General features: G+C 72.4%; 11 protein-coding genes and 1 pseudogene. 6 read left to right on the top strand and 6 right to left on the bottom strand.

Features of this window, described 5'->3' with window-relative positions:
- Positions 1-30: 30 nt before the first annotated feature.
- The 3 genes from ABNF97_RS06815 to ABNF97_RS06805 all read right to left on the bottom strand — a co-directional run bounded on the left by ABNF97_RS06815 (position 31) and on the right by ABNF97_RS06805 (position 4,194).
- Positions 31-1,080 (bottom strand): WXG100 family type VII secretion target, encoded by a 1,050-nt coding sequence (locus ABNF97_RS06815; RefSeq protein WP_349337987.1) that lies wholly within the window; start codon positions 1,078-1,080, stop codon positions 31-33.
- Between the two features lie 154 nt (positions 1,081-1,234).
- Positions 1,235-2,548, bottom strand: a complete 1,314-nt coding sequence (locus tag ABNF97_RS06810; RefSeq protein WP_130465026.1) for an SPFH domain-containing protein — start codon at positions 2,546-2,548, stop codon at positions 1,235-1,237.
- Positions 2,545-4,194 carry an SPFH domain-containing protein gene (locus ABNF97_RS06805; RefSeq protein WP_349337986.1) on the bottom strand — a complete coding sequence of 550 codons (1,650 nt, stop codon included), beginning with the start codon at positions 4,192-4,194 and terminating at the stop codon, positions 2,545-2,547. The genes ABNF97_RS06810 and ABNF97_RS06805 overlap by 4 nt, the downstream gene beginning before the upstream one ends.
- A 297-nt stretch (positions 4,195-4,491) precedes the next feature.
- On the opposite strand from ABNF97_RS06805, the gene ABNF97_RS06800 reads away from it, so the two are divergent.
- Positions 4,492-4,857, top strand: a complete 366-nt coding sequence (locus ABNF97_RS06800; RefSeq protein ID WP_349337985.1) for a type II toxin-antitoxin system RelE/ParE family toxin — start codon at positions 4,492-4,494, stop codon at positions 4,855-4,857.
- A complete protein-coding gene (locus ABNF97_RS06795; RefSeq protein WP_349337984.1) occupies positions 4,854-5,171 on the top strand; it encodes a helix-turn-helix domain-containing protein in 318 nt (105 codons plus the stop codon). The genes ABNF97_RS06800 and ABNF97_RS06795 overlap by 4 nt, the downstream gene beginning before the upstream one ends.
- Before the next feature lie 114 nt (positions 5,172-5,285).
- Here the strand turns inward: ABNF97_RS06795 and ABNF97_RS06790 are convergent, their stop codons facing one another.
- On the bottom strand, positions 5,286-5,801 hold the full coding sequence (locus ABNF97_RS06790) for a 2'-5' RNA ligase family protein (protein ID WP_349337983.1): 516 nt from the start codon (positions 5,799-5,801) through the stop codon (positions 5,286-5,288).
- A 138-nt stretch (positions 5,802-5,939) separates the two neighbouring features.
- Positions 5,940-6,965 (bottom strand): tryptophan--tRNA ligase, encoded by a 1,026-nt coding sequence (gene trpS / locus ABNF97_RS06785; protein ID WP_349337982.1) that lies wholly within the window; start codon positions 6,963-6,965, stop codon positions 5,940-5,942.
- Between the two features lie 215 nt (positions 6,966-7,180).
- Here trpS and ABNF97_RS06780 point away from each other — a divergent pair, with 215 nt between their 5' ends.
- A complete protein-coding gene (locus ABNF97_RS06780) occupies positions 7,181-7,873 on the top strand; it encodes an RNA polymerase sigma factor (protein WP_349337981.1) in 693 nt (230 codons plus the stop codon).
- Entirely contained in the window at positions 7,866-9,131 is a 1,266-nt protein-coding gene (locus ABNF97_RS06775) for a WD40/YVTN/BNR-like repeat-containing protein (RefSeq protein WP_349337980.1), read from the top strand. The genes ABNF97_RS06780 and ABNF97_RS06775 overlap by 8 nt, the downstream gene beginning before the upstream one ends.
- Positions 9,132-9,322: 191 nt before the next feature.
- Here ABNF97_RS06775 and ABNF97_RS06770 read toward each other — a convergent pair.
- Positions 9,323-10,348: pseudogene (locus ABNF97_RS06770) on the bottom strand (hemolysin family protein); the annotation flags it as partial.
- Between the two features lie 155 nt (positions 10,349-10,503).
- On the opposite strand from ABNF97_RS06770, the gene galE reads away from it, so the two are divergent.
- Together galE and galK are read left to right on the top strand one after the other, a co-directional pair.
- Entirely contained in the window at positions 10,504-11,493 is a 990-nt protein-coding gene (gene galE / locus ABNF97_RS06765; protein ID WP_349337979.1) for a UDP-glucose 4-epimerase GalE, read from the top strand.
- The gene (gene galK / locus ABNF97_RS06760; protein WP_349337978.1) at positions 11,490-12,710 is read left to right on the top strand and encodes a galactokinase; all 1,221 of its coding nucleotides are present in this window, start codon (positions 11,490-11,492) and stop codon (positions 12,708-12,710) included. Before galE ends, galK begins: the two co-directional genes overlap by 4 nt.
- Positions 12,711-12,712 lie beyond the last annotated feature (2 nt).

Raw genomic sequence — 12,712 nt, 5'->3', positions numbered from 1 at the left:
GGGACCTATCCCCCGCTGGTAGGCCGGGACCTATCCCCCGCCGGTGGGGCGGAAGTCGATCCGCACCTCGGTGGCCGAGCGTCCCTCGCCGTCGGTGATCACCGGGTCGTGCGGGGAAGGGTCGGGGATCGTACCCGGAGGCGGGTGCGCCGGCGTGGTGGTGTCGGTGGGCGGGCCGCCTCCCGACACGACCGAGCCGGGAACGTCCAGCTTGATGGTGTCGGTGTGCGCGGAGCCGGCGATGGCGTCGCCGTGCCGGACCGCGATCGCGTTGCCGAAGGGTTCGTGCAGGCCGACCGGGCGGATCCCGTCGCTCCAGTACGGCTTCTCGCTGGCCTCGCCGAAGTAGATGGTCCAGTCGTCACCGGTACGCTCGCGCAGCTCGCGTTCGAGCCGCTCGACGTCGCTGCCGAAGACCTCCTGCAGGGTGGCCACCTCGACGTTGGAGCCCGCGATGATCTGCGCGATCAGGTCCATGTCGCCGCGGTCGGTCCCCTCGGAGTTGAACGGCTCGTTCTTGTAGCCCTGGCCGATGTTCAGGTTGAGCATGCCGATCGTGCGCGGCCGCCAGGTCTGCTCGATCGCGGCCAGCGTGCCGTACGCCGTGCTGAAGGTGGCCTTCTTGAGCGCGATCTCGTCGTCCACCCGGGCCCGGATCTCCCGCGCACTGGCGATCGAGTCCCGCACCAGCGCGGCCTGCGTCTCGTCCGCCGGGTGGAAGGCCAGGTCCGCGCCCTGACCGGTGCTGCGGATCCCGGAGAGTCGGCCCCGTTCGGTCAGCAGCAGCTCCTGGTTGAAGGCCAGCACCCCGGCCAGATAATCCAGCGCGTCGGCCACCGACGTCGCGGCCCCGGCGACCGCGTCGAGGTCGGCGGTGACCCGGGACTGGTGCGCGGCGTACGAGTCCGCGCTGTCACCCGCCCAACCCTCTTCGTGCAGTGTCTGCCGAGCGGCGGTACCCACGGTGGTGGCCGCGTTCTCGGCGGCCTGCCCGGCCTGCCGCCAGGCCGCGGCGTATTCCTGGAGGGTGCCCGGAGACGCACCCAGGTCCCAGAGATCGGCCGCGGCGACGGGAGCCATGCCCATCATCGTAGGAACGGAAGGTGACCGCCGGTACCGTCCCGACGGCCACCTGTGGTGGGTGGATCCGCAGATCGTGCGAACGCGGCGGCGGCCCGGCGTCCCTCGGCAGCGCGCCGAACGGGGTCGCCGGGCCGTCTCGCGGGCCGGGATCCTACTCCGGGTGGCCGGTGCCGGAAGCCCGGCTCGTGCCGTCCAGGGCCGGCAGCGCGACACTGCGCGGCAACAACTGGGCGGTGAGCAGCGTGGAGAGCGCCGACGTGTCGCCGCCGCCGGCACCGTCGGTACGCACCACCACCGGCTGCGGGGCCTTCTCGGCCAGTTCCGCGCCGACCTCGAGCCGGCGCAGCGCCAGCTCGTACTGCAGCACCGCCCGGTTGTCCCGGTACGCCTGCGCCAACCGGCGCTGCGCCTTCGCCTCGTTCTCGGCCGCGATCAGCCCGCTGCGCCCCCTGGTCTCGATCTCGAAGCGGACCCGCTGCGCGTTGGTCTCCTGCTCCTCCAGCAGCTGCGCGACCTGTTCCCGGGCCTTGTTCAGCGCCGCCTTCACCTCGACGATCCGGGCGTCCCGCATCTTCTTGGCCCGCTCGATGTCCATCTGCAGGCTGTCGATCCGGCGCTTGCGGATCAGGCCCCACTCCTGCTCGTACGCGGCGTGCTCCTTGGCGACCCGCTCCCGGGTGGCCAGGTGCTGCTGGTACTGGGTGGGCAGCTGCACGTCGGGGATGTTGCAGCCGGTGATCCGTACCCCGTAGCGGGTCAGCTGGCGGTTGAGCAGTTCCTGCATGTCGGCCACGTCCGAGCCCCGCAGGTCGTACGCCCGCTCGGTCTGCACCAGCCGGGCCCGCTGCCGGATCGCGTCCTGCACCGCGCTGGAGAGCACCAGGTCGAAGTTGCCGGCCCCGATGGTCCGGACGAAGAGCACGGCATCGGTGATCCGCAGCTTCATGAAGAACTCGATCGAGCGCAGCGGCACGTTCTCCCTGGTCGGGCAGGCCATCACCGGCGCCGAGTACGGGATCTCGGTGGCCACGTCGACCACGAAGTCGACCCGGGACCACGGGTGCCACAGGTAATGCCGCCCCGCTTCGAGGGTGCGGGTCACCGCGCCGTAGCGGGTAAGTACCCCGTTGGTGCCCTGCTCGATCTCCACGATCGACGAACGCCACCACCAGAGCACACCGATCAGCAGGAGCACCGCCCCGGCCACGTAGGCGAGCGTGCCCAGCGCGTCGTACGCGGACCCGAGCAGCCCGTCGTCGCCCCGCACCGCGAGCATCACGCCGGTCAGCACGGCGAGCAGGCCCAGCCAGAGCGGGACCATCCAGCCGAGCCGGCGGCGATGCCTGGGGATGACGACCGGTACCAGGGTGCCGGCCTCGCCGCCACGCAGCAGTTGGGCGATCTCGCCCCAGGAGGCGACGGCCTCCGCGATGACCGAACTGCGACCCGTCCGTGCCGTACTCATCGCTGCCCCTCCGCCCCGTCGACCGGTCCGGTGGCACCGGTGCCCGGAACTGTCTCGGCCGTGCCCGCGCCGCCCGCGACGGCCGCTGTTTCGGCGCCGCCCGCGACGGCCGGCACGGTCGGCTCGTTGGCCTCACGCAACGCGTTGATCTCCGGTTCCCGTTCGGCGATCCGGGCCGCGACCTCGGCCAGCCGGGTACGCATGCCCGCCATGTCCGCCTCGGTGAAGAGTTCCGCGCCGCGCTCGCCGACGAACTCCCGGGCCAGCTGGAGCAGGTCGACCCCGGCGGCGGCGTTCGGGTCGGTGGATCCGCCGATCCGGACCAACCGCGGCAGGTGGTCGGCGACCGCCTCCAGGGTGTCGAGCACCTCCCGCTGGTAGCGGTATTCGAGGATCTCCGGCGCCTCGGCGGCGCTGACCGCCCGGATGTCCAGGGCCTGGGCGTCCAGCAGCGCGGCGTTGGCCCGCGCCTCGGACTCGGCCAGCACGTACCGCTGGCGGGCCAGCGCCTCGGCGCGGTTGGTCTCCCGCTCCACCGCGGTGTCCATCTGCGCCTGGTACTGCGCGATGTCGGCCTGGATCGCCGAGAGGGTCTCCTGGAGACTGGCGAGTTCCTTGGTCAGGTCACCCTCGTCCTGCTCCTTGCGCAGCTGCAACGCGTACTCGTGGGTGTAGGCGTCCTTGGCCACCCGCACCATCTCCGGCGCGGCCAGGTCCATCCGGTACTTGCGGTCGGAGGGCTCGGCGTGGGTGATGTTCGCGTTGGTCAGCTCCACCGCCGGACGGAACTGCTGGTTGAGCTGTTCCAGCAGCCGACCGGTGTCCTCGCCGACCATGTTGTAGATCTCCGCGGCCTCCTGCTCGTAGATCAGGCTGCGGATCGTCTCGCTGACGGCGTTGCTGAGCTTCTCCTCGAAGCCGCGTACCGCACCCAGGGTGTAGACGAACTCCACCGGGTCGCTGATCCGGAACTGGATGAACAGGTCGATCGACGCCTTCACCCCGCCCTTGGTGGGCGCCTCCCGGACCGGAGCGTTGAACGGGTACTCCCGGGTGGTGTTGACGATGTACGACACCCGCTTCCACGGGTTCAGCAGGATCACCCGGCCGGGGCCGACGACCTGCTCCAGCTTGCCGAACCGGGTGATCAGGGCGGCGCAGCCGTCCGGCACCATCACCATGCCCTGCCGCCACCAGACGAAGCCGACGGCGAAGACCGCCAGCACCCAGTAGTGGAGGCCGAAGAAGGGGTTGGTGAGCACGCTGCCGCCGGCGGCCGAGATCACCACCGCGGCGATCGCGCCGAGCACCAGCAGCAACGACACCGGGAGCATGGTGGCCAGGGAACGGCCCCGGGGGATCACCATCGGGCAGATGACGTGCATCTGCTCGCCGTCCTCCCGGCGCTGCTCGCTGCGGTTGAGCACCTCTCCGGCGTCGTCCAGCGGCACCGTCCGCTGTTCCATCAGGGTGTCGACGCTGCCGCCGAGGTCCCGGGCCGCCGGGAAGTCGACGGGATCCATCCCGCCCTCCTGCGACTGCGACCGCTGCTCGCCGCCGCCACCGGCGATCGCGCTGGCCACCGCACCGCCGCGGCGCTGTAGTTCCGCCCGTGCCAGCGCCTGCGGGTCGGCGCCCTCAGCCACCGCCTGTGCAACTCTCCGTATGCCTTGCTGGACCCGTGCCACAGTTCCCCTTCCGTGGTTTACCAGGACCGCGATGGTATCCAGCAAGGTCAAACCAGTGATGCCGGTTTGGAAGAGCGGGCGAGTGGAGCACATCTCTGGTCGCTTTGCCCCCGGCTGCTCACGCTCGGCTGTCGCTGCCCGACCGCCGGGAACGGGAGAGCCCTACGCCGACGATCCAGGTTCATCACCGTCCGCCCGATCGGCGCCCCGACCCGCGTTCGACACTCGCGGTTTACCTATCGCTATACTCGCCTCGTGGCGACCGAGGAGTGGGAGATCTACCTCGTCAACGAGGTGCAGGAGTGGATCAACAACCTCGATCCACCCACCCACGCCCGCGTCGTGCAAGCCATCGACCTACTCGCTCAAGCCGGCCCAGGGCTCGGCCGGCCGCTGGTCGACACAATCCACGGCTCGTCGATCGCCAACCTCAAAGAGCTACGCCCCGGCACCGTGCGCATCCTCTTCGCCTTCGACCCGTGGCGCTCCAGCATCCTGCTCGTCGCCGGAGACAAGGCCGGACGCTGGCAGCAGTGGTACATCGAAGCGATTCCCCTGGCCGAGCAACGCTACGAGATCTACCTGAAGGAACGCGCTGAGGAGGAGGGCAGACAGTCATGAACAACTACGTACGCTGGCGTGACATCCGCAACGCGCACGTCGATCGCGCCGGCGGAGAGCAGGCCGTCGAAGCGGGCAAGCAGGAACTACTCACCACCGTGGTCGGACACCGCCTCGCCGAGGTACGCCGCGCCCGCGGCCTGACCCAACAGGAGGTCGCCGACCGCATGGGCGTCACCAAAGGCCGCGTCTCCCAGATCGAACAAGGCAAGATCTCCGGCCAGGACATCGTCGCCCGCTACGCCGCTGCCCTCGGTGGACGCCTGCATCAAGCCATCTACTTCGACGACGGCGACATCGCGGCCATCGCATAGCCCACCCGCCGATGCCGGGTAAGCCGTCCTGCCGGTTTCACAGGAAGGTGTCGACATCGTTCTGAATTAGCGGCGAACAGGGAGTTTCAGCGCTCGGCGTGGAGGCGGGCGAGGTCAGCCGCCGAGCCGGAACTCCCGGCGGGGCTGCCAGCGGGCCTCGCCGCTGTGCGAGAAGAGGGTGAACTTCTCGACCTTGAAGAGCGCGGAGAAGTCGGCCAGGTCCTCGTACACCTGGTCCAGCGCCTCCGGTGCGACGTCCTGGGCGACCGTGACGTGCGGATGGTACGGAAAACGACTCTCCCGGCGCAGCTCCGGCGCCCGGCCGATCGCCGCCGCGAGCAGCTCGCACTCGCTGATCCCGGCCGCCACCACCACGAAGACCACCTGGGTGATCGGCCGGAAGGTGCCGGTACCCCGCAGGTGCAGCAGGTACGGCCGGTGCGCCGCGGCCACTTCGGCGAGGTGCCGCTCCACCGCCGGCAGGCTCGCCAGGGGTACGTCGGTCGGCCCGAGCAGCGTCAGATGCGCCGGCACGTACTCGGCCTGCGGGTCACCGGCCTCCGCCCGCCGCCGGGTGAGGAACTCGCACCACGGCTCGGGGACGTCGACGGCGACCCCGACCCGGGTCATCGGAGTCCCCGGATCCTGTGATCCGTCCGTGACAACCACCCTCCGCTCCACTCACTCACCCGCCGACCGGCAGCGCGCCGCCCGGCGACCATTCCCGACGGCCGGGGTCCGAGCCCTCGTCCGGGACGTCCGGCGGGCTCAGCCGTTCCGGGTGCCGGGCAGGAACCCCACCCGGTCGTACGCCGTGCGCAGCGTGACCGAGGCGACCGCGCGGGCCTTCTCGGCGCCGATCGCCAGCAGCTTGTCGAGCTGCGCCGGATCGTCGAGGTAGCCCTGGGTGCGCTGCTGGATCGGCCGGACGAACTCCGCCACCACCTCGGCCAGGTCCTTCTTCAGGTCCCCGTAGCCCTTGCCCGCGTACGCCTCGACCAGGTCGTCGATGCTCCGCCCGGTCAGCGCGGAGTAGATGACCAGCAGGTTGGAGACCCCCGGCTTCCGCTCCGGGTCGAAGAGGATGTCCCGGCCGGTGTCCGTCACCGCCGACCTGATCTTCTTGGCCGACTTCGCCGGGTCGTCCAGCAGCATGATGATCCCGGCCGGCGACGAGGACGACTTCGACATCTTGGCCGTCGGATCCTGCAGGTCGGTGATCTTCGCGGTGTCCCGGACGATGTACGGCGCCGGCACCGTGAACGTCTGGCCGAACCGGGTGTTGAACCGCTGTGCCAGGTCGCGGGTCAGCTCCAGGTGCTGCCGCTGGTCCTCGCCGACCGGTACCGCGTCGGCCTGGTAGAGCAGGATGTCGGCGGCCTGCAGAATCGGATAGGTGAAGAGCCCGACGCTGGACCGGTCGGCGCCCTGCTTGATCGACTTGTCCTTGAACTGGGTCATCCGGCTCGCCTCGCCGAACCCGGTGATGCAGCTCAGCACCCAGGCGAGCTGGGCGTGTTCCGGCACCTGGGACTGGACGAAGAGAGTGGTCCGCTCCGGGTCCAGCCCGACCGCGAAGAGCTGCGCCGCCGCGACCCGGCTGGAGTGCCGCAGCGCGACCGGGTCGTGCCCGGCGGTGATCGCGTGCAGGTCGACCACGCTGTAGAAGGTGTCGTGCGTCTCCTGCATCGCCACCCAGTTGCGCACCGCGCCCAGGTAGTTGCCCACGTGGAAGGAGTCGGCCGTCGGCTGGATCCCGGAGAGTACCCGGGGCCGGGCAGGAGCGTCGGACATGCCGGCAATTCTGACAGCAACCGTGGGAACGCGCCCGCACGCCCCCGTGCCATTCCGACCCTTTCACCTACGGAAACCGGGGAACCCTGCGCAACGGTGCAGACTCGTACCCGGAAACCGGAGTCGGTCGGCGGCTCCGCCGCAACCCCGGGAGTTGGGCGGCTCCGCCGCAACCCCGGGAGTGCGGCGCACCGCCCGGCCGGGAGGGACAGCGTTTGGTACGGCACGGCGGACGCTCCGCGGGCGGCGAACGGGACGCGGTGGACGAGGCGATGGGTGAGCTGTACCACGCCTGCTACCGGCGACTGGTCGCGCAGGTCTACGCGTTCACCACGGACCTGATTGAGGCGCAGGACGTGGTGCAGGAGGCGTTCGCCCGGGCGATCGCCCGGCCGCAGGGGCTTGCCGACATCGACAACCCCGAGGCGTGGCTGCGTACGGTCGCGGTCAACGTCGTACGGCGGCGCTGGCGGCGACGCCAACTGCTGGACACCATCCTGCTGCGGGACCGTCCGGTGACGCGGCTGGTCGAGGCCGCTCCCGGACCGGAGCGGACCGACCTGCGCGACGCCCTGGCCGGGCTGCCGGTCAGCTACCGGGAGGTGATCGTGCTGCACTACTTCGCCGACCTGCCGGTCGAGGAGGTCGGCACCGTGCTCGGGGTACCGACCGGCACGGTGAAGTCGCGGCTGTCCCGGGGGCGTTCGGCGCTCGCCGCCCGCCTCGGCGACTACCGGGGCGCCGGCGAGGCCACCTCGGCGCCGGGACAGCCGGGCCGGCCGGACCCACCGGCCGGCGACCCGGATCCGATGGTCGCCAGGACGGCACGCGGCGCTGGTTCGGGTGGGGCTGTGGAAGAACCGGCCCGGGTGCGGCCGGCGGTGCGACGGGGGGTGAGAGATGCTTGACCAGGACAGGCCCGGCCCGGACCTCGACGTACGGCTGGCCCGCGGCCGGGCGGCGCTGCTGGACGACATCGAGCAGCCGCCGCTGGCCCGGATCCGGGACCGCGCGGCGACCCGGCGGCGCCGGCACGCGGCCGGCACGGCCGGGGGTGCCGCCCTGCTCAGCCTGGTGGTGGCGACGACCGTGGCCCTCCAGCCGTGGACGGCCGACGGCACCGATCCGGCGCCCCCGCCGGTGGCCGACGCGCCGCCGGGTGGACCGGTCTACACCGGGGCCGGCATCACGATCAACGGGCTCACCGCGTCCGCCGTCGCGCACGTGCCGGGGACGATCGGCGACGTCGAGTTCGTCGACCCCGACCACGGCTACCTGCTGGCCCGATGCGGTGTCGCCAAGCCCTGCCCGGCCAGCCTGGCCCGGACCTCGGACGGCGGCGCGAGCTGGGAACACACCGAACTGCCCGCCGGCAGCGCCGGGCAGCACCGCCTGGAACTGGCGGCCTTTCCCGACGGCCGGCTGCTGGTCAGCCACCCCGGTGGGGCGTACGCCTCCGCCGACGCCGGACGGAGCTGGCGGGAGGTCGACACCGGCGACGGTACCGGCCGGGTCGCGGCGGTCCGGGGCGACCTGCTCCGGGCCGGGCCGGGCGGCGGGCGGTGCGGCCTGGACGTGGAGGTGTGGCGGCCGGACCGGCCCCGGGCCGGTGCTCCGGCGACCTCACCCGACCTCGACGTCTGCTGGGTGGCACCGGCTGCCGGTGCCGACGGCGCCTGGTGGGTCGGCGGCTTCCGCAACGGCCACGCCGCGGTGGCGCTGACCCGGGACCGGGGGGCACACTGGCGGACCGTGGAACTGCCCGACACCGGCACCTCGGCCCGTACCGTCGAGGTGGCCAGCCTGGGCAGTCAGGCCTACGCGGCGGTGCTCGGCACCGACCGGAGCCTGCTCGCCCTCTACCACTCCGCCGACGGTGGCCGGACCTTCACCCGGAGCCGCTCCGACGCGTCGGGGGTGCCGGCGGGGATCTCCGGTGCGCTGGTGCCGCTGCTGGACGGGCGGTTGCTGGTGACCGGCACCGATCGGCAGCTCTACCTGAGCGCCGACGACGGGGTCACCTTCCAGCGGGCCGGCGGAAGCCTGCCGCCGCTCGCCCGGCTGGAGCGGACCGTCGCCGGCTATGTCGCCTACGACCTGTTCGGTTCCGGCTGGGCGGCCTACTCCGCCGACGGCGCCACCTGGCGCAAGCTCCAGATCATCTGATCGATCAGCGGTGCGGGTCAGTCGGGCGTGGCCACCGGTGCCTCGTCGGGCTCCCCGTCGGTGCGCGCGGCCGGCACGCTGGCCCGCAGCTGCTCCGGGGCTCCCTGCTGCTCCGGGGCGGCCTGCTGCTCCGCCGCCCGCTGCTGCTCCGGGGCCCGCTGCGGCTCCGCGGCGGCCTGCTGCTCCGCCGCCCGCTGCTGCTCCGGGGCCCGGACCACCGAGATGCCGACCCGGGCCACCCGGCGGCCCTCCACCGCCAGCACCCGGAGCAGCCAGCCGTCCCCGTCCGGGTCGCCCTCCGGCTCGGCCCCGTTGCCGAACCCGCCCGCCGAACGGCCCGCACCGCCGCCGTTGCCGCCCCCGCCGGGCTGCTCCGCGCCGGGTACCGGCACCTCGTCACCGCAGACCGGCAACCGGCCCAGGGCGGCCATCACGAACCCGCCGACCGTCTCGTACGGGCCGGGTGGCAGGGCGAAGCCGACCCGTTCGGCGAAGTCGGCGAGGTTGAGCCGGCCGTCCACCTCGGTCGGGCCGCCGGTCGGCACCGGGTCGGGGGCGCTGTCGTACTCGTCGTGGATCTCGCCGACCAGCTCCTCGATCAGGTCCTCCAGGGTGACGATCCCGGCCGTGCCGCCGTACTCGTCGATCACCACCGCCAGGTGGTGCCGCTCGCGGCGCATCTCGGTCAGCGCCGCCAGCACCCGCTTGCTGCCGGGGATCTTCTTCACCTCCCGGGTCAGGTCCCCGATCGTGGTGCAGGCGTCGTCGTCCGGGCGGAGCAGCACGTCACGCAGGTGCACGAAGCCGACCACGTCGTCGGAGGTGCCGTCGACCACCGGATACCGGGTGTGGGTCTCGGCCCGGACGAGTTGGGCCGCCTCCCCGAGGGGCAGCCCGGCGGCCAGGAAGACCACCTCGGTCCGGGGCATCATCACCTCTCGGACCAGGCTGGCGCCGGCCACGAGTACCTCGTCGATGATCCGCCGCTCGACCGGGTCGAGTCGGGTGTTCGCAGCGACCAGGTCCCGGAGTTCGGCCTCGCTGATCTGTTCCCGTCCCGCCGTCGGGCTGGCCCCGAGCAGCGCGGTGACCAGCCGGGTCGAGCCGTCCGCCGCGCGTACGATGACCCGGGCCAGGGCCCGCGCGAGTGGGCCCGGTTGCCGTCTTGGGCGCCCCGACGATCGCCGCCGGGGCCCGGTACTGCCGCCGTCCCGCATGCCAAGGATGGTAGACACCTTCAGGTGCCCGGTGTGGGCACCTCGGGCCCGCGTCATCCCACCGGTCATGTTCGACTCTGTGCAGAATTGACAGAACATGGTGGAATGCTGAGGGCTCGGCGTCGAAGTCGTACCGAAGCAGAAAGGGCACAGCCGTGAAACTGCTCGTCACCGGGGGTGCCGGTTACGTCGGCAGCGTCGTCACCCGGCTGCTGCTCGACGCCGGGCACCAGGTGGTGGTCCTGGACGACCTGCGTACCGGGCACGCCGAGGCGCTGGCCCCGGAGGCCGCCTTCGTCCGGGCGGACGTCGCCGACGTCGCCGGAGTGCTCACCCCCGACGCCGGCTTCGACGGCGTGCTGCACTTCGCCGCGCTGATCGCGGCCGGGGAGTCGATGGCCAGGCCGGAGCTCTACTGGCGGGTCAACACGGTCGGCTCACTGGCGCTGCTCGACGCCGCCCGGATCGCCGGCGTACCCCGGTTCGTCTTCTCCTCCACCGCAGCCGTCTACGGCAACCCGACCGAGACGCCGATCAGGGAGACCAGCACCCCGCTGCCGACCAGCACGTACGGCGCCACCAAGCTCGCCGTCGACCTGGCGCTCACCTCGATGGCCACCGCGCACGGGCTGGCTGCGGTGTCGCTGCGCTACTTCAACGTCGCCGGGGCCTACCTGCGGGACGGGGTGGCGCTCGGCGAGCGGCACGAGCCGGAAACCCACCTGATCCCGATCGCCCTCCAGGTGGCCGCCGGCCGTCGGGAGAAGCTGCAACTCTTCGGCGACGACTACCCGACCGAGGACGGCACCTGCGTCCGGGACTACATCCACGTCGAGGACCTGGCCCGGGCACATCTGCTCGCCCTCGATGCCGCCAAGCCCGGCGCGCACCAGGTCTTCAACCTCGGCAACGGCTGCGGCTTCTCCAACCGCCAGGTGGTGGAGGCGGTCCGCGAGGTGACCGGGCATCCGGTACCCGTGGAGACCGCTCCGCGCCGCCCCGGCGACCCGGCCGCGCTGGTCGCCTCCGCCGAGCGGGCCCGGGCCGACCTCGGCTGGATCCCGGCCAAGCCGGCCCTGCCGGAGATCGTCGCCGACGCCTGGACGTTCTACCGGGAGCAGATCCTCGGCGGAGCGGCGTCGTGACCGGCACTCCCGACACCACCCATCGACAGACCACGACCAGTCACCCGGACCGGCCGGTCGGGCCGGTCACCGAACGCGCCACCGCCGGCTTTTCCACCGAGTACGGCGGCGAGCGCCCCGCCGGAGTCTGGGCCGCACCCGGTCGGGTCAACCTGATCGGCGAGCACACCGACTACAACGACGGCTTCGTGCTGCCGTTCGCGCTGCCGCAGCGCACCGTCGTCGCCGCCGCCCCCGAGCGGGGGCGACGCTGGACGGTCTGGTCCGAGCAGGCCGGTGCACGGATCTCGTTCGGCCGGGCCGACGCCGCCGAACCGGGCCGGGTCACCGGCTGGGGGGCGTACGTCGCCGGGGTCGTCTGGGCGCTGCGCGAGGCCGGACACGACGTACCGGTGGCCCGGCTGGCGATCGCCTCCGACGTACCGCTCGGGGCCGGACTCTCCTCCTCGGCGGCGCTGGAGTCCGCCGTACTCACCGCCCTGGCCGACCTCGGCGAACTCGACCTGCCGCTGGCCGACCGGCCGGCGCTGGCGCAGCGGGCCGAGAACGACTACGCCGGGGTGCCGTGCGGCATCATGGACCAGTCCGCTTCGCTGCGCTGCCGCCCGGGGCACGCGCTCTTCCTGGACTGCCGGACCCTCGCCGTCGAGCAGGTGCCGTTCGACCTCGACGCCGCCGGGCTCGCCATCCTGGTCATCGACAGCAACGCGCCGCACCGGCACGCCGGTGGCGAGTACGCGGCCCGCCGCGCCGCCTGCGAGTCAGCCGCCGCCGCTCTCGGCGTGCCGGCGCTGCGGGACGTCACCGTCGACCGGCTCGACGCCGCGCTGGCCCAGCTCGACGACGAGACGGTACGCCGCCGGGTGCGACACGTCGTCACCGAGAACCAGCGGGTACTGGAGACGGTCGAACTGCTGCACGCCGGCCGGCTCGCCGAGATCGGGCCACTGCTGACCGCCTCACACGCCTCGATGCGGGACGACTTCGAGATCACCGTCCCGGAGGTGGACACCGCGGTCGAGACGGCCCTGACCGCCGGGGCGTACGGGGCCCGGATGACCGGGGGCGGGTTCGGTGGCTGCGTACTCGCGCTGGTCGACGCGGCTGCCGCCGAGACGGTGGCGTCGACGGTGGCCGAGTCGTACGCCCGGCGCGGCTTCCGTGCCCCGTCCAGCTTCACCGTCACCCCGGGGGGCGGAGCCGAACGGATCGGCTGACG

Origin of the sequence: Plantactinospora sp. B6F1 (genome assembly GCF_040120695.1) — a bacterium.
Lineage (GTDB): Bacteria > Actinomycetota > Actinomycetes > Mycobacteriales > Micromonosporaceae > Plantactinospora.
Note: the sequence above shows the minus strand (reverse complement) of the source record. Positions and strands in the feature narration are given on the sequence as shown.

What these genes read in the sequence shown, in the direction of transcription:
- ABNF97_RS06790 (WP_349337983.1), bottom strand. Translation starts at nt 5,801, where the DNA reads ATGACCCGGGTCGGGGTCGCCGTCGACGTCCCCGAGCCGTGGTGCGAG.
- ABNF97_RS06795 (WP_349337984.1), top strand. Translation starts at nt 4,854, where the DNA reads ATGAACAACTACGTACGCTGGCGTGACATCCGCAACGCGCACGTCGAT.
- ABNF97_RS06810 (WP_130465026.1), bottom strand. Translation starts at nt 2,548, where the DNA reads ATGAGTACGGCACGGACGGGTCGCAGTTCGGTCATCGCGGAGGCCGTC.
- trpS (WP_349337982.1), bottom strand. Translation starts at nt 6,965, where the DNA reads ATGTCCGACGCTCCTGCCCGGCCCCGGGTACTCTCCGGGATCCAGCCG.
- ABNF97_RS06775 (WP_349337980.1), top strand. Translation starts at nt 7,866, where the DNA reads ATGCTTGACCAGGACAGGCCCGGCCCGGACCTCGACGTACGGCTGGCC.
- ABNF97_RS06815 (WP_349337987.1), bottom strand. Translation starts at nt 1,080, where the DNA reads ATGGCTCCCGTCGCCGCGGCCGATCTCTGGGACCTGGGTGCGTCTCCG.